The following is a 15,231-nucleotide window of genomic DNA, read 5'->3' as shown; positions in this document are numbered from 1 at the left end:
CCATTCGTTCACATTTATGTCGTAGGGCTAATTAAGCTATCCCTAATTTAGGCATATGGTATAATCCTTTATATCTAAGGGGTTATGGTGGAACTGCCGGCGAACTCAGGTGCCCAAGGCACGCAAGGGTTGTGGAATGATCCACAACTTAAAATGCCCTCATGTTTGAGCGGCAATAAAAACGATATTTTCCGACGCCCCTCCTTAACTATGTTGAAAGTATTGCGTGTGCGCAGGCGTTCGGGCGCTTGTGCCAAGGGTGGTTAATGATTAGTTTCGACTAATATGCGTCGAAGGGGAGCATAGGGGATTATGCTGGGGCGGTTTATCAAGGGGACGAGCGAGCAGCCGGTAGCCGTCAAGGTCGAGTCGTTGGCGGTGCTGGCGGATGCACCGGCCCTTTCGCCGGCTGCCGACATCGAGTCCCATGGCGATGGGTTCCTGACGCTCAAGGTCGAGCTTCATCGCCACCTTATCGATCGTTTCAACCTGACCGCTCTTGAAAGTGCTTCCAAGGATGAGATCCTCAATGAGATCCGTCCGATCGTTCGCGAATTCGTTCGAAATAGAAACGTGCCGCTGAATGCACGCGAACTCGACCAACTGACCAGTGAGACAGCCGACGAGATGCTCGGCCTCGGACCGATAGAGCCGCTGCTCAAGGACGATACGATCACCGACATAATGATCAACACTCACAAGCGCGTCTTTATCGAGCGACGTGGCATAGTCGAAGAGACGGCAATCCGCTTTCGCGACGAGGCGCATCTGCTGCGCGTCATCAACAAGATCGTCTCGAACATCGGCAGGCGCGTCGATGAATCGTCGCCGATGGTCGATGCCCGCCTGGACGACGGATCGCGCGTCAACATAGCGGTGCGACCGATCTCGGTTGACGGTCCGCTTGTGTCGATCCGCAAATTCTCGAAGAATCCGTACTCCCTCGAGCGCCTGATGGCGCTCAACTCTATCAAGCAGCCGATGGTCGACCTGTTGCGTATCGCTGTGCAGGCACGCAAATCGATCCTGGTGTCAGGGGGCACCGGCAGCGGCAAGACGACCTTGCTCAACGCGCTGTCGAGCTACATTCCATCAAGGGAACGCCTGATCACCATCGAGGATGCGGCGGAACTGCAGCTGCAGCAGCCGCATGTCGGCCGGCTGGAGACCCGCCCACCGAGTGTCGAAGGCAAAGGCGAGGTTCGTCAGCGCGAACTGGTCAAGAACGCGCTGCGCATGCGCCCCGATCGCATCATTGTCGGCGAGGTGCGCGGCGAGGAAGCATTCGACATGCTGCAAGCCATGAACACCGGACATGAAGGCTCGATGACCACCATCCACGCCAACACGCCGCGCGATGCCATCTCGCGGCTGGAGCAGATGGTCGGTATGGCGGGCATGCCGATGACTCACGAGTCCATCCGGGCGCAGATCGCTTCGGCCATCGACATCATCGTCCAGACCCAGCGTCTCTCGGACGGTGGCAGGCGCGTGACGTCCATATCCGAACTGACCGGCATGGAAGGCAACGTCGTCCAGCTCCAGGAGATCTACAACTTCGTGCGTCGCGAGGTGACCGCGGACGGTAAGGTCGTCGGGGAGTTTCGCGCCACCGGCGTTCGTCCGCGCTTTGCGCCGGAGGCAGCGACGCTCGGGCATCATTTTGCTAAGGATGCCTTCAACCCGCAGGTTGCGCTCTGATGCCGACCGGCCAGGCATTGCTATACTTTATCTACATGCTGGCGGCGGCTTCGGTTATTCTCGCCGGGGAAGCCCTGTATCTCTCCTTTGCTGGTCGCCGGTCGCGGCTTGGGGTGATCAACCACCGGCTGAGGCGGCTGGCAGAGGAAGCGCCGGCGGAACAGACCTTGCAAGGATTGCTGCGCGAACGTGGGCTGACGGAATCTGGCGATTTTCTATTCGGCATGATCTGGCTCAACAGGCTCTATACTCAATCCGGTATTACCGGAAACCCATTGTTTTTCGCTGCGACGTTTCTCATTGCTGGATTGGCGCTTGCGTTGCTGCTGTCGATGTTGTTGGGCTTCTCTAACCTTGCGTCGCTCATCGCTTTTCTGGTGATCGGATTCGGGCTGCCGCTTCTCGTTCTGCGCCGCGCCCGCAACAAGCGCATTCAGAAGTTTGCAAAACAGCTCCCGGATGCGCTCGACATGATCGTCCGTTCGTTGCGGGCGGGACATCCGGCCTCGGTCGCGGTTGGGCTCGTCGCTCGCGAAATGCCCGATCCGCTCGGCACCGAATTCGGCATTGTTTCCGATGAAATCACATTTGGTCTCAGCATGGAGCAAGCGGTGCGGAAATTATCCCAGCGTGTCGGCTTCGAAGGTCTTCATCTGCTGTCGGTGTCGCTGTCGATCCAGGCCAAGACGGGTGGCAATCTTACCGGGATCCTGTCCAATCTTTCCGCGGTGCTGCGCGAAAGGCAGAAACTCAAGATGAAGATCCGGGCGCTTTCGGGAGAGGGCCGCGTGTCCGCGTGGATCATCTCACTGTTTCCCTTGGTTATGTTCCTGATCCTTCAGCTTCTTGCGCCATCCTACTACGGCGCAGTCTGGGACAGTCCGCTGATCTTGCCGGTGTTCACGATCTTCGGGCTCTGGGCGCTATTGGGCGACTTCATCATGTACCGCATGGTCAATTTCGATTTCTGACGGGAGCGGAGCATTAACTTGTTTTCCAGCATCCATGATCTGAGCGTTTGGATCTCTGTTGCGGTCTTCGTTGCGGCGGTTGCCTTGTTCCTGTTCGGCGCGCTTGTCTTTTTGCCGGCGCTGCAGACGCGGACGCTGGTCACGAAAAGCCTGATGGCGGAAGGGATTGCCGATCGCCGTTCGCTCGCTGGACAGGAGTTGCTTGCGAAGATTGCCGCGCAGCGGCCGGTCGACGCCTATTTCCGGTCGATGGAGAAGGAACGGGACGAACCAAATGCGCTTGAGGCGAAGCTGTTTCGCGCCGGCTTCTATCAGGCCATCGCTCCGCTCATTTACACCTTGTCGCGGTTGGGTGCCGTCTGTGCGGGTTTTCTGGCTGCCTATGCGCTGTTGTCGCGAATTCTCCCGCCTCAATTGCCAGGTTTCATAGGTTTTGCCGGTTCCGCTCTTTTCGGGCTGGCATGCATCGTGGTTCCAAGCATCCTGCTCGATCGCTTCGAGAGTGCGCAGAGAGAGGTCTATCGCCGCGCCTTTCCCGATTTCATGGATATGATGATCACCTGCGCGGACGCTGGCATGAGCCTGGAGGCAGCGGTGGAGCGTGTGAGCAGCGAACTGGCTGGCACCCACAAATGGCTCGGCATCCAGCTTTCGATCATGAATCTGCAGTTGCGTGCCGGCAAGCCGTTGCGGGACGCGCTGCGCGACCTCGCCGACCGGATCGGCCTCGACGAAGCGCGGGCTCTTGCCGTGCTGTTTCGGCAGTCGGAAGAGCTTGGCACCAGCCTGACCGACGCTTTGCGGGTCTACAGCGAAGAGATGCGCAGCCAGAGAATACTGCACGCCGAGGAGCGCGCCAACGCTTTGCCGGTCAAGATGATGATTCCACTGGGGCTATGCATCTTCCCGGTGGTGATGATGGTGATCATGTTGCCGGTGATCATCCGCATGAAGGGCATTTTCTTCTGAAGCGGTATATGCTTTGATTCTAAAATAGAGTCGGACGACTCTTGGGGGACAAAAATGACAGGGCCAATGCGCCTCTCAGTCGCCACCGCAGCCGGTCTGTTGATGATGGCGCTTGCTGGTTGTCAGACAAATGGCGCGGACACCACAGGCGGTGTCGTCCGCACCAACGAACCGTCGAAAGGCGATGTCACCTCTTTTGGCGATGCCTTTGACGGCCTGAAGACGGTCAGCGACGTCGAATATTATGCCTCGGACCAGGCGGTGGCAGAGGCCAAGAACCAGTTCCGCGCGGAAAATTACGGCAATGCCGGTGCGCTGTTCTTCAAGGCGACGCAACTGGCTCCCAACGATGGCGGCGCCTGGATGGGCTTGGCCGCGTCGTGCGACCGAATTCACCGCTTCGATCTTGCCGACCGGGCTTATGCGCGGGCTTTCAAGCTGGTCGGCGCATCACCCGAATATTACAACAATGTCGGCTATTCCTACTTGCTGCGCGGCAAGCTGCAGGACGCACGCAGCAATTTCCTCAAGGCCTATGAACTGGCGCCCAACGATCCGACAGTGGCCAACAATCTGAAGCTGTTGTCATCCAGCGTGCAGAATATCGAGCGTTAAGATGCTGCTCGCCGCATCGCTGCTGCTGAAGGCACTCGCCATCCCTCTGTTGGCAAGGATTGCCTGGCTCGACTTCACCACGCAGAAAATATCCAACCGCGATGTGCTGCTGCTTCTGTGCATCGGAATTGGATCGCTCCAGTTGATGTCGCTCCGGGCCGGATCATGGTGGGACATGGGCTTGAGCGCGTTTGCCGGCCTTGTTCTGTTTCTTGCCCTGTTCCCGTTCTGGATCTTGCGCAAGATTGGCGCCGGCGACGTCAAGCTGATGGCGGTCGTCCCTTTCCTGACAGGCGGCAATGACCTCGTCGTATTTTCGGCGCTGCTATTGGTTTTCGCCCTCATCACCGCAGCGGGCATGAAGAATCCATTCCTGCTGCCCGCGGGCGCCTTCCGACTCTATATCCAGCATCTCGACCGCAAAGGCGTTGTGCCGTTCGGTGTGCCGATCTCGGTCGCGGCGATCTGCACGATAGCCTTGCTGATCTATGAAAGTTTGGTGTTGGCGAACAGCTCTGGAATCCTGAATCAGCTTAACTGAACGGCGGCAGTCCGCTCTGCTATGCGAAGCGAGGGCCATCCAGCGGCAACGTCAACCAAAACGCAAACATTGCGCTGTGAGGGCTGAGTGCGATCGTCGCAATGGCAGAAATCACAATCGAGATCGGCGCCAGAGTTGAGACATCATACCCGTTAACTCTTTGCAAACCATCTTCTTGTCGTGGCTCGGAAGCGATGTTTCAATGACTTCTTAGACGGGGGGTGAAAATGTTGAACGAGGATTTTTTTGGCCGTGTTGCCATCATCTTTGTCATGACGGTTATGGCGACGTCCAGCGCGATACCTTTGTTGCATTATTTCCGCCAGGATACTTCGGAAAGTTCGCTCGCAATCGTCACTCAACTGGCATCGACCGTGTTTCTGTTGCTGCTACTTGTTATGACCATCACTCGCCTTCCGCCGAAGGGAACCGCGCGGGGAATTGAACCGAGAGTAACCTCGGTGGCCGGAACATTCATGATCCTGCTCGCGTTGAACCTGACGCCGGAATTGCAAAATGAGGCGGTGCAGGTGACGGCTCTCTGCCTGGTTCTCATCGGTACGGCCAGTTCGATTTTCTGTCTTTATTGGCTGGGACGTTCCTTCGCACTCATGGCGACAGCCCGTCGCCTGGTTACCACTGGCCCGTACGCGATTGTCCGGCATCCGCTCTACATCTGTGAGGCGATATTCGTTATCGGGATGATTCTTTCGCATTTGTCACTGCTGATGGTGGCGCTGGGTGCGTTTCAATTTATTTTGCAGTATAGACGTGCGAGAAACGAAGAGGCCATTCTTCGGAAAACCTTCCCGGAGTACGACGATTACGCTCGTCGTGTCCCCATGCTCTTGCCGCAGTTTTTTGACAAGGCCATACCAAACTCTGGCGGCCAATAGCCAGGACGCGCTCTATTGATCTGGTCCTTGCAAGTACTTCGCTTCGTTGCCGCGCTGATGGTCGTATATGTCCACGCAGCCCAGACTGCCGTCGAGGCCACCGGATCCAATGGCCTGTTACCTCGCGATTTTCAGGTGGTCGGCTTCGCGGGCGTAGACATCTTCTTTGTCATATCAGGGGTGATTATTGCCAGGACGGCACCTGGTCTGACTTGGCGGTCCTTCGCTTGGAGACGGTTCCGGCGCATTGTTCCGCTCTACCTGCTGATCAGCATCCCCTATGCGATCGTCGCCTACAAAACCGGTTTCGGTTGGCGGGATGCGGTGGCGACGCTCTTGCTGTGGCCGGCTACCGATCAAATGACCGCTCCAGCATTGCCCGCGGCCTGGACGCTGTGCTTCGAAATGCTGTTCTACGCCGCCGTGACCATCGTTCTTATCGACCGGCGGCTCCTGGCCGGACTCTTGGGTATCTTCGGCCTTGCAATGATCTTTCGCTCGGCCGGTCCGGTGCCGCAGTTTCTTGGCAACCCGCTGATCATCGAGTTCGGTTTCGGCGTCGTTCTCGCCTATGTGCCGAGATGGAAACCGGCGGTGTGGTGCCTGCCGATCGGCGCCGCGGCGATGATAGCGGCCGGGTTCATTGGGATGGCGCCGCAAGGCGGGACGATGGAGTTCCTTGCCGGCGACAACGGCTTCCAGCGCGTGCTGGTCTACGGTCTCCCGGCGGCGATGATCGTCTTCGGGACGATGCAGATAGACGCGCAACCGAGCGCATGGACGGTTCTCGGTGACGCCTCCTATATGCTCTATCTGATCCACACTCTGCCGATAACGCTGCTGCTGATGGTGTGGACCGCTTTTCCGATACCCCCGGACCTTGTCATCGTGATCGGCACAGCCACATCAGTTCTTTTCGCCTGGCGGATGTACGTTCGGTTCGAGTTGCCGCTGCGCAAATTCCTGCGCCGGCATGATTCCCATCTGAAGACTGGGGCCTGTCCAACTGGCTTGGCATTACGGGATTGACGGATATGCTCTGATGCTGGCGACTCCAAACGGTATCCGGGATGGCCAGATAAACGATCACAAGGAGAAGGCACCATGGCACTTCACCTTTCGGCGGGTGCTTCGGCTTCGGCAGCAGTCACGCCGCAGAAATATCTCTTTGGCCCGTTCATCGACTTCTTCATGCTTGGCGGAAGCGCGCTTCTCATTCTGCCGGTCCTGTATTTCCTGCCGCTGCGGTATGAAGCCACCGTGACGCTGACGATGTTCCTGCTCTCGCACCTCATAAACCAGCCGCATTTCGGTCATTCATACCAAATCTTCTACCGCAATTTCGCGCGCAAGGTGCGCGGCGAGGGCTACGGCCGGAACCTCCAGATCCGCTATATTCTCGCGGGCATTGTCGTTCCGCTGGCCATGGTTGCCTTCTTTGCCTATGGCGCGCTGACGGGCAACGCCCGCCTGCTCGGCAATGCGACCAACGCGATGGGCTTTTTCGTCGGCTGGCACTATGTCAAGCAGGGCTACGGTATGCTGATGGTGGACGCCGTGCTGAAGCGCAAATTCTTCAGCGATCAGGACAAGAAGGTGTTGCTGTTCAACGGCTATGCCGTCTGGCTGTTCGCCTGGCTCCAGACGAATGTGATGATCACCCAAAGGCAGTTCTGGGGTCTGGACTACTACACATTCGCGGTCCCGCCATGGCTCATCACCCTCGCCATGTCGATCGCAGCCGCCTCCTCGGCGGCAACCGCCGTGATGTTCATCAACCGCTGGCGCAAGCATGGTGGCGCGCTGCCCTATAACGGCGTCGTCGCCTACGTCGTGTCCCTCTATGCCTGGATCCTGTTCGTGACGCTGAACCCGCTCTGGCTGCTTGTCGTGCCGGCGATGCACTCGTTGCAGTATCTGGCCGTGGTCTGGCGCTACCAGACCAATGTCGAGCGCGACCGTGCGGATGCCGCCGAGAAGCCACAGTTGAAGGTGTTCTCCATTCTCGGACCGCAGTACAGGCTGCGGGTGCTGGCCTTCATCCTGGTCGGTGCGATCCTCGGAGCGCTCGGTTTCTGGCTGGTGCCGATGGCGCTGATCGACCTGGTTCCCTACGACAAGGCGGTGCTCGGCTCGTCGCTCTTCCTGTTCATCGCCTGGATCTTCATCAACGTGCACCACTACTTCCTGGACAATGTGATGTGGCGGCGCGGCAATCCGGAAGTCTCGAAATATCTGTTCCGCTGAGGCGGTCGGTTGAATCCATTCCGGGGCAGCGAAGGCCCATTCCCGGCGCGGACACGATTCGTTAACCAAGATGCTGTTCATCGACGGGACGAGGACGGATGCCCGCCTGCCTGGTGAGGCCTGTTCGAAGAGAGGGCTCAGCTTCCGGCGAAGTCGTCAAATCGCCCGAAACAACAACAATGTGCAAGGCATGACCGTGACTGAAAGCGAACAGAACGCGCCCGGCGCCTCCCGTCGTCGGACATGGTTGCCGGCCATTGCCGTCGCTTTCCTTTGCCTGTGCGTTACCAGCGCGTTTGCCGAGACGCGCGCCTTGAAGATCCAGCATCTTCACACCGGCGAGAAGGCGGAGATCGTCTTCAAGCGCAACGGGCGCTACGATCAGGCGGGATTGAAGAAGATCAATTTCATGCTGCGCGACTGGCGACGCAACGAGCCGACCAGGATGGATCCACGCCTGCTCGACCTCGTCTGGCAGGCCTACCGCGCCAGCGGCTCGACCGGCTATATCCATGTCGTCAGCGCCTATCGCTCGCCGGCAACCAACGCCATGCTGCGCAGCCGCTCGAAGGGCGTGGCCCGGGAAAGCCAGCACATGGTCGGCCGCGCCATGGATTTCTTCCTGCCGGACGTGCCGCTGAAGAAGCTGCGCGACATCGGCCTCAGGATGCAGGGCGGCGGCGTCGGCTATTATCCGACCTCCGGCTCGCCCTTCATTCACATGGACGTAGGCAATGTACGGCATTGGCCGGGCATCAGCCGCCAGGAACTCGCCAGGGTCTTCCCGAACGGCAGCACGCTGCATGTGCCGAGCGACGGCAGGCCGCTGCCCGGCTATGACCAGGCGCTTGCAGCCTACAAATCGCGCAAGGCCGCCGGCACGCCCAACATCGAGCTGGCAAGCGCCGATGGCGGTCAGCGCAAGTCGCATGGCCTGCTGGCGACGCTTCTGGGCGGCGGCGACGAGTCCGAGGATGTCGCGGAAGCCGTACCGGCGCCGCGCAAACCGGCCAGGTCCGTTGAGCCCAAGACCGCGGGGCAGGGCATCGCCATCGTGCCGCCGGAGGCAGCCCAGCGTGCGGACATCCAGATTGCTTCCGCCGGTGCCGCTGAAGAACCGCTCGCTGAGCAGAACAGCAAGACGCCGGAGGCGATCGTCATGGCCATGGCGCCCAGCGCGGTGCCGTTGCCGGCCTTCGCCCCGCGCGCCGTCGCTACCGCCAGCATTCCGACCCCGCAAACCGCGCCGTTGGCGATGGCCGGCGCGTCCACGGCGCAGGCCGAACTCTCCACGGCCAAGCCGGCGGCGGAAATTTCCTTGGGCAAGACGGATGCCGCTGCCGCGAGCGCCGCGCCGGACATGGTGTCGCTCAACATCCCGTTGCCGACATGGCGACCGCAAAGCCGGACAAGCCCGGCGCGTCAGCCGGAAGCGGCCAAATCCGCCGATGCCGTCGCTGCCTTGCTGGCCATGCATCATCCAGATAACGGGCTCGATGGATCGGCCGCTCAGCGGCTTGCCGTCCCGGCACCGAAACCCGAGGATCGCGTCAGGACGAGCCCGAAGGCCGACCGTGTCCAGCCGCGCCTCGATCCCGAGGCCACCGCCGTGATTGTGCCCGTGGCTGGTCGCGACATCCCCGGGAGAGGCTCGGCAGAGGCGCCTGTCATTGCAGCCAATTTCATCCGCACGGCGCCGGAGAAGGTCTATCTCGACGGATTCCAGCCGCGAGGACAGATATCGGATCACCGCCGCTTCACCGGCTCCGCCGTGAAATTCCTGCCCATCGCCAGTTTCAAATAGGGGGCGAACGCTTCCGAGCGAACGCCATCTCGTCGCCATGGCATTGGCGGGACGCGGTGTGCCAATATCGGCATTTGCACTGGTGGCTCGCCTGTGATCCAAGGCGACGATAATCCCAGGCTTTGCAGTTGGAGCGCTGAATGACCGGATGGACACGCCGCGGGCTCTTGAAAACGGCCGTCGTCGCTGGCGCGACCGGAGTGGGGCTTTCGGCCATCGGCAGGCTTGGCAGCCTGGCCGTGGCCAGCCCGGAGCCGGTGGTGCTGCAGACGGCCAAAATCCAGGCCAGGCTGATGGATATCGGTCCGACCAACAATGTGCTGACCTATGGCAATGCCGGAATGCCGCCGGTGCTGAGGATGAAGAAGGGCGAACCCTTCGCGGCGCGCCTGGTCAACGCCATCGATGATCCGACGACCATCCATTGGCACGGCATTCGCCTGCCCAACAAGATGGATGGCGTGCCCTTCCTGGTGCAGCCCTATGTCTACACCGGTGACCATTTCGACTACGCCTTCACGCCGCCCGACGCCGGCACCTTCTGGTATCACCCGCATTGCAACACGCTGGAGCAGATGGGCCACGGCCTGACTGGCGTGATCGTGGTGGAAAACCCGAACGATCCGAAATTCGATGCCGAATTCGTCCTCAATCTGCGCGACTGGCGTCTTGGCGACGACGGCCGGTTCATCGATCAGTTCCGGCCGCGCGATGCCGCGAGAACCGGCACTTATGGCACGGTGCGCACGGCCAACTGGCTCGACCAGCCGCAATATGACGCGCCGGCCGGAGGCCTGGTGCGGCTGCGCGTCGCCATCACCGATGTCACCCGCATCTATGCCTTTCGCGTCGACGGCGCCGAGGCGACCGTGATGGCGCTGGACGGTAATTCGGTGCCTCAGCGTTTTTCGCCCGATGCCTTGCTGCTTGGGCCGGGGCAGCGCATGGAGCTCGCCATCCGCATGCCCGACCAGGAGGGCGCGGTGGTCAGCCTGCGGGACGTCAGGGGTACCAAGCCCAAGATCCTGGCGACCGTGCGGGCGACGGGCAGCTCGCTCAAGCGGGATGTTCGCGATGTTGCACCGCTGGAGGTCAATCCGGTGGCGGAAGTGGACCTCACCGCAGCCCAGCATATTTCGCTGGCGCTCAGCGCCACGGCGGAAAACGTCCCGAGCGACGGCATCTGCGGTTCGCTCGGCTACAGTTTCTGGGCCATCAACAAGGTACCATGGCCAGGCGATACATCCGATCCGACCGCCCCGCTGGCCGAATTGAAGCTCGGCAAGAGCTACGTCATCGACATGGAGAACCTGACGTCGCAATCGCATCCGATGCATCTGCACGGCATGAGCTTCAAGGTGCTGTCGTCCTCGACGCGGCCGGTGCAGCCGCTGATTTCGGACACCTATCTCATCCAGCCTAACGAGAAGGTTCAGCTCGGCTTGGTCGCCGACAATCCTGGCGACTGGCTGCTGCACTGCCACATCATCGAGCACCAGAAATCGGGCATGACGAGCTACGTCAAGGTGGTCTGAAGCCACCCCGATCGCACAGCCGCGCCGTCCGCGGCTTATTTGCGCAGCTGCGCCTCGATCTCGTCGAGCACCTTGTCCTTGCCGATGCCGGTGAGGAAGGCGAGGCCCTTGATGACCGGCTTGGTCACCGAAGCCGAGATCGGCGTGGTGGCGACGATGAAGTCGACACTGTCGGCCAGCCCCGGGACTTCGGTGGCCTTTGCCTGCTGGGCGTTGAAGGTGAGGCCACGCTTCTTCATCGCCTCGGTGACGGCGACGTTGACCGCGGTCGACGTAGCGATGCCCGTGCCGCAGGCAAAGAGAATTGTTTTCTGTCTGGACATCTCTTGCTTCTCCCTGGGTTGTCAGCCGAGCACGGCGCGCACGTCGTCAAGCGTTCTGGCCGACCTCAAGCCGTCCAATGCATCGGGATTCTGGATGGTGGCCATGACGGACTGCAGCGCTTCAATCTGCTTGTCCTTGTCATTGATGGCAAGCAGGAAGACGAAGCCGACCGGCAGCTTCTCGTCGGGGTCTTCCATATTGGCGAAGGTCACTGGTTTCTTGAGCGTGCCCATGGCGATGCCGGGCTTCAGCACATGTTCGGGATCGGTGTGGGGAACCGCGACATTGTCGGCACGCTCCAGCGGCAGCCCCGTCGGAATGGTCATTTCGCGGCGCACGACCGCGTCGGCATAGGAGCTTTTGACATAGCCGAGGCTCTCCAGCCGGCCGGCCAGGATGCGGATGATCTCCTCATTGGTCGAGGCATCGGATCCAAGCACGATCGCCTCGGGATCCAGAAGCTGCATGAGTCCTTCGGACATGTCCTGCTCCGTTATAGGATCGTGCGCCCGGGGAGGGCGCACGATTGTTTCGAATTGAAGGCGCGATTGCGTTCAGGCGCTGCCTTCGGCCGGCTCGTCCTCGGCGCCCGCCGCCCGCTCCCAGCCGAGTGGATTGCGGCGGTAGAGGACGAACAGCGCGGCGATGACCACGGCGATCACGATGATGCCGAGAAGGCCAAGTCCCTGGATCGCCTCGATGATCACGTAGGGAACCCACAGGAAGCCGTCGACCACCGAGGTGATCTGCAGCGCATCCGCAGGCAGCTTGAAGCCCGATGCGACGGCCGCACTGGTGAACAGCGGCGCCAGCGCGTTGGCGACATAGAAGCCGATCGCCAGCGTCACCGTGCCGATCACCACCATGCGGAACACATTGCCTTTGACCAGAGGCGCGGTCATGGCGACGATGAAGGGGATGACCGCCAGGTCGGCGAACAGGATGACGCGGTTGCCCGGCAGGATCACCGACAGGATGATCGCGATCGGCACCAGGATCAGCGACGACGAGATCGCCGCCGGATGGCCGATCAGGATCGCGGAATCGAGGCCGACGAGCAGCTCGCGGTCACCGGTGCGCTTGCGCACGAATTCCTGCGCCGCGTCGGAAACCGGAAGCAGGCCTTCCATCAGGATCTTCACCATGCGCGGCAGGAGCAGCATCACGGCGGCCAGCGTCATGCCGGTGCCCAGCACCTTGGCCAGGACGGTGCCGAGATCGCCGGCATTGTAGAAGGCGATGGCGCCGAGCACGAGGCCGATGATCAGGCCGAGCACGACAGGCTCGCCGAACACGCCGAAGCGGCGCTCGATGGTTTCGGTATTGATGTTGATGCGGTTGATGCCGGGAATGCGGTCCATGATCCAGTTGAGGATGATGGCGATCGGCAGGATCTGCGCCGAGGCGAGATGCGGCACGGAGATGCCGGGCACGCCGTAGAACTGCTGCACCGCGCGCGCCGACCAGTCGGCGAACAGCAGCGAGAGCGCCGCGACCAGGGCGGCAATCGCAATGCCGTAGGCCAGATTGTTCGTAGCGGCGACGACGAGCGAGCCGACAAAGGCGAAGTGCCAGAAATTCCAGACATCGACATTGAGCGTGCGCGTCATGCGCGTCAGCAGCAGCACGATGTTGACCAGGATACCGACCGGAATGACCCACAGGCCGACCGACGAGCCGAATGCGATCGCCGCCGCCGAGGGCCAGCCGACATCGATGATGTCGCGATGGATGCCGGTGTTGGTGACGATAGCCTTGGCGACGTCGCCGATCGACGTGAACATCAGCCCAAGCACGAGGTTGATACCGATGAAGGCGACGCCGATTGTGACGGCGGCGCGAAAGGCCTTGCTGACCTTGGCGCCCAAAACCACCGCTATTATGAAAATGACGATCGGCAGCAGGATTGTCGCGCCGAGCGTGTCGATGGCCCCCTTGAGGCCAGCGAGAACTGTATCCATTCTTCCTCCCCTGGAGCCCCGAGCCTAAGCCTCGCAATGCCCCTTGATCTCATTCAACGCCTTTGCCGCCACCTCGGCGCAAAGACACCCCCCAGATTGCCGTGAGACGAATGCCCCTCCGAGCATTCGCTGCGATGAACATTTGCCTTTGTCAGCAAACGAATGTTTTATTGAGGCTGTTCACAATAATGTCAATTGGCAACCCTTTGGGCCAATCGGCTAGGGCGCAGGCGCCTTTTCCAGGTCATTTTCGCCGGGAATCGCCGCTCGCGAGCGGTTTCGTTGGCACAGGCGACCAGTCCCTGCTAATCCGGCCGCAAATCAAGAAGCTGTGGACATCTCACGCATGACCAATGTCGCCTTGACCGGGCTTGCCCGCGATCTCGCCAGCCGTGCCGCCGAGGGTCGTCCGGTGCGCATCGGCGTCATCGGTTCGGGCGAAATGGGCACGGACCTCGTCACGCAAGGCATGCTGATGCCGGGCATTTCGGTCTGCGCCGTCTCCACCCGACGCCCGCACACCGCGCGTGACGCCATCCGCATCGCCTATGGCGACGAGGCGATGGCAGTCGAGGCGGACGCGGCATCGAAAGTCACCGCGGCCATCGAGGCAGGAAAGATCGCCGTCACGTCCAACGAGATGCTGGTCACCAATCCGCTGATCGACGTCGTCATCGACGCCACTGGAAAACCGGGCGTCGCCGCCGATTTCGACCTGATGGCGATGGAGCATGGCAAGCATCTGGTGATGATGAATGTCGAGGCCGACGTCACCATCGGCTGCTATCTGAAGCAGCAGGCAGACCGGCTTGGCGTCGTCTATTCGGTCGGCGCCGGCGACGAGCCGTCGAGCTGCATGGAGCTGATCGAGTTCGCCTCCGCGCTCGGCCTGACCATCGTCTCGGCTGGCAAGGGCAAGAACAACCCGCTCAACCACGATGCCATGCCCGACGACTATCGCGAGGAAGCGATCCGCCGCAACATGAACCCGCGAATGCTGGTCGAGTTCGTCGACGGCTCGAAAACCATGGTCGAGATGTGCGCTATCGCCAACGCCACCGGGCTGGTGCCCGACGTGCTCGGCATGCATGGCCCGAAGGCCGACCGCGACGATCTCGTCAAGGTGCTGATCCCGCGCGAGGATGGCGGGCTGTTGTTGAAAAAGGGCGTCGTCGACTACACCATCGGCAAGGGCGTGGCGCCCGGCGTCTTCGTCATCGTCGAGGCGACGCATCCACGCATCATCGAGCGCATGGACGATCTGCATATCGGCCACGGTCCCTATTACAGCCTGTTCCGGCCCTATCATCTGACATCGCTGGAAGTGCCGTTGACCGCTGCCCGCATCGTGCTTTTCGGCAAGCCCGACATGGTGCCGCTGCCAAGGCCGGTTGCCGAGGTCTGCGCCGTCGCCAAGCGGGACCTGGCCGCCGGCGAGACCTTCGACGCGATCGGCGAGACCTGCTACCGCTCCTGGACCATGACCGTTGGCGAAGCCCGTGCCCAGCACGCCGTGCCGGTCGGCCTGCTCGAGGGCGGCAAGGTGCTGAAACCGGTCAGGAAGGGCGAATTGCTGACCGCCGACAATGCCGCGCCTGACCAGACGACAAGGCTGTTCGCATTGCGCAGGTTGCAGGACGAGATGCTGTACGGAACGAACTGAGGGC

General features: G+C 60.9%; 14 protein-coding genes. 11 read left to right on the top strand and 3 right to left on the bottom strand.

Going from position 1 to position 15,231, the window contains the following annotated elements; genetic code table 11:
• Nucleotides 1-312: 312 nt before the first annotated feature.
• The 10 genes from QQK95_RS02370 (at nucleotide 313) to QQK95_RS02325 (ending at nucleotide 11,279) form a co-directional block, all read left to right on the top strand.
• A complete protein-coding gene (locus tag QQK95_RS02370) occupies nucleotides 313-1,701 on the top strand; it encodes a CpaF family protein (RefSeq protein WP_284268496.1) in 1,389 nt (462 codons plus the stop codon).
• Entirely contained in the window at nucleotides 1,701-2,672 is a 972-nt protein-coding gene (locus QQK95_RS02365; RefSeq protein WP_284268494.1) for a type II secretion system F family protein, read from the top strand. The genes QQK95_RS02370 and QQK95_RS02365 overlap by 1 nt, the downstream gene beginning before the upstream one ends.
• An 18-nt stretch (nucleotides 2,673-2,690) precedes the next feature.
• Nucleotides 2,691-3,641 (top strand): type II secretion system F family protein, encoded by a 951-nt coding sequence (locus QQK95_RS02360; protein ID WP_284268492.1) that lies wholly within the window; start codon nucleotides 2,691-2,693, stop codon nucleotides 3,639-3,641.
• Between the two features lie 54 nt (nucleotides 3,642-3,695).
• Entirely contained in the window at nucleotides 3,696-4,256 is a 561-nt protein-coding gene (locus tag QQK95_RS02355; protein WP_284268490.1) for a tetratricopeptide repeat protein, read from the top strand.
• Between the two features lies 1 nt (nucleotide 4,257).
• On the top strand, nucleotides 4,258-4,797 hold the full coding sequence (locus QQK95_RS02350) for a prepilin peptidase (RefSeq protein WP_284268488.1): 540 nt from the start codon (nucleotides 4,258-4,260) through the stop codon (nucleotides 4,795-4,797).
• Nucleotides 4,798-5,024: 227 nt separating this feature from the next.
• Nucleotides 5,025-5,693: a methyltransferase family protein gene (locus QQK95_RS02345; protein WP_284268486.1), complete on the top strand. Its 669-nt coding sequence runs from the start codon at nucleotides 5,025-5,027 to the stop codon at nucleotides 5,691-5,693.
• A gap of 15 nt (nucleotides 5,694-5,708) precedes the next feature.
• Nucleotides 5,709-6,722 (top strand): acyltransferase family protein, encoded by a 1,014-nt coding sequence (locus QQK95_RS02340; RefSeq protein WP_284268484.1) that lies wholly within the window; start codon nucleotides 5,709-5,711, stop codon nucleotides 6,720-6,722.
• Between the two features lie 75 nt (nucleotides 6,723-6,797).
• Nucleotides 6,798-7,940: a hypothetical protein gene (locus QQK95_RS02335; protein ID WP_284268482.1), complete on the top strand. Its 1,143-nt coding sequence runs from the start codon at nucleotides 6,798-6,800 to the stop codon at nucleotides 7,938-7,940.
• 190 nt (nucleotides 7,941-8,130) lie between these two features.
• Nucleotides 8,131-9,744 carry a DUF882 domain-containing protein gene (locus tag QQK95_RS02330; RefSeq protein WP_284268480.1) on the top strand — a complete coding sequence of 538 codons (1,614 nt, stop codon included), beginning with the start codon at nucleotides 8,131-8,133 and terminating at the stop codon, nucleotides 9,742-9,744.
• Nucleotides 9,745-9,884: 140 nt separating this feature from the next.
• A complete protein-coding gene (locus QQK95_RS02325; protein ID WP_284268479.1) occupies nucleotides 9,885-11,279 on the top strand; it encodes a multicopper oxidase family protein in 1,395 nt (464 codons plus the stop codon).
• A gap of 35 nt (nucleotides 11,280-11,314) precedes the next feature.
• Here QQK95_RS02325 and QQK95_RS02320 read toward each other — a convergent pair whose 3' ends face one another.
• The 3 genes from QQK95_RS02320 to QQK95_RS02310 all read right to left on the bottom strand — a co-directional run bounded on the left by QQK95_RS02320 (nucleotide 11,315) and on the right by QQK95_RS02310 (nucleotide 13,564).
• Entirely contained in the window at nucleotides 11,315-11,602 is a 288-nt protein-coding gene (locus QQK95_RS02320; protein WP_056566028.1) for a PTS sugar transporter subunit IIB, read from the bottom strand.
• A 21-nt stretch (nucleotides 11,603-11,623) separates the two neighbouring features.
• Entirely contained in the window at nucleotides 11,624-12,085 is a 462-nt protein-coding gene (locus QQK95_RS02315; protein WP_284268476.1) for a PTS sugar transporter subunit IIA, read from the bottom strand.
• 72 nt (nucleotides 12,086-12,157) lie between these two features.
• Nucleotides 12,158-13,564, bottom strand: coding sequence for a PTS galactitol transporter subunit IIC (locus QQK95_RS02310; protein WP_284268474.1), 1,407 nt, complete (start codon nucleotides 13,562-13,564; stop codon nucleotides 12,158-12,160).
• A 346-nt stretch (nucleotides 13,565-13,910) separates the two neighbouring features.
• Here QQK95_RS02310 and QQK95_RS02305 point away from each other — a divergent pair, with 346 nt between their 5' ends.
• Nucleotides 13,911-15,227 (top strand): NAD(P)H-dependent oxidoreductase, encoded by a 1,317-nt coding sequence (locus tag QQK95_RS02305; RefSeq protein ID WP_284268472.1) that lies wholly within the window; start codon nucleotides 13,911-13,913, stop codon nucleotides 15,225-15,227.
• Nucleotides 15,228-15,231 lie beyond the last annotated feature (4 nt).

This window comes from Mesorhizobium huakuii (assembly GCF_030160235.1).
Taxonomy (GTDB): domain Bacteria; phylum Pseudomonadota; class Alphaproteobacteria; order Rhizobiales; family Rhizobiaceae; genus Mesorhizobium; species Mesorhizobium huakuii.
The sequence above is the reverse complement of the archived record's forward strand: the minus strand, read 5'-3'. Positions and strand labels throughout refer to the sequence as shown.

What these genes read in the sequence shown, in the direction of transcription:
- QQK95_RS02370 (WP_284268496.1), top strand. Translation starts at nt 313, where the DNA reads ATGCTGGGGCGGTTTATCAAGGGGACGAGCGAGCAGCCGGTAGCCGTC.
- QQK95_RS02345 (WP_284268486.1), top strand. Translation starts at nt 5,025, where the DNA reads ATGTTGAACGAGGATTTTTTTGGCCGTGTTGCCATCATCTTTGTCATG.
- QQK95_RS02330 (WP_284268480.1), top strand. Translation starts at nt 8,131, where the DNA reads ATGACCGTGACTGAAAGCGAACAGAACGCGCCCGGCGCCTCCCGTCGT.
- QQK95_RS02310 (WP_284268474.1), bottom strand. Translation starts at nt 13,564, where the DNA reads ATGGATACAGTTCTCGCTGGCCTCAAGGGGGCCATCGACACGCTCGGC.
- QQK95_RS02325 (WP_284268479.1), top strand. Translation starts at nt 9,885, where the DNA reads ATGACCGGATGGACACGCCGCGGGCTCTTGAAAACGGCCGTCGTCGCT.
- QQK95_RS02365 (WP_284268494.1), top strand. Translation starts at nt 1,701, where the DNA reads ATGCCGACCGGCCAGGCATTGCTATACTTTATCTACATGCTGGCGGCG.
- QQK95_RS02320 (WP_056566028.1), bottom strand. Translation starts at nt 11,602, where the DNA reads ATGTCCAGACAGAAAACAATTCTCTTTGCCTGCGGCACGGGCATCGCT.
- QQK95_RS02335 (WP_284268482.1), top strand. Translation starts at nt 6,798, where the DNA reads ATGGCACTTCACCTTTCGGCGGGTGCTTCGGCTTCGGCAGCAGTCACG.
- QQK95_RS02350 (WP_284268488.1), top strand. Translation starts at nt 4,258, where the DNA reads ATGCTGCTCGCCGCATCGCTGCTGCTGAAGGCACTCGCCATCCCTCTG.
- QQK95_RS02315 (WP_284268476.1), bottom strand. Translation starts at nt 12,085, where the DNA reads ATGTCCGAAGGACTCATGCAGCTTCTGGATCCCGAGGCGATCGTGCTT.
- QQK95_RS02355 (WP_284268490.1), top strand. Translation starts at nt 3,696, where the DNA reads ATGACAGGGCCAATGCGCCTCTCAGTCGCCACCGCAGCCGGTCTGTTG.
- QQK95_RS02305 (WP_284268472.1), top strand. Translation starts at nt 13,911, where the DNA reads ATGACCAATGTCGCCTTGACCGGGCTTGCCCGCGATCTCGCCAGCCGT.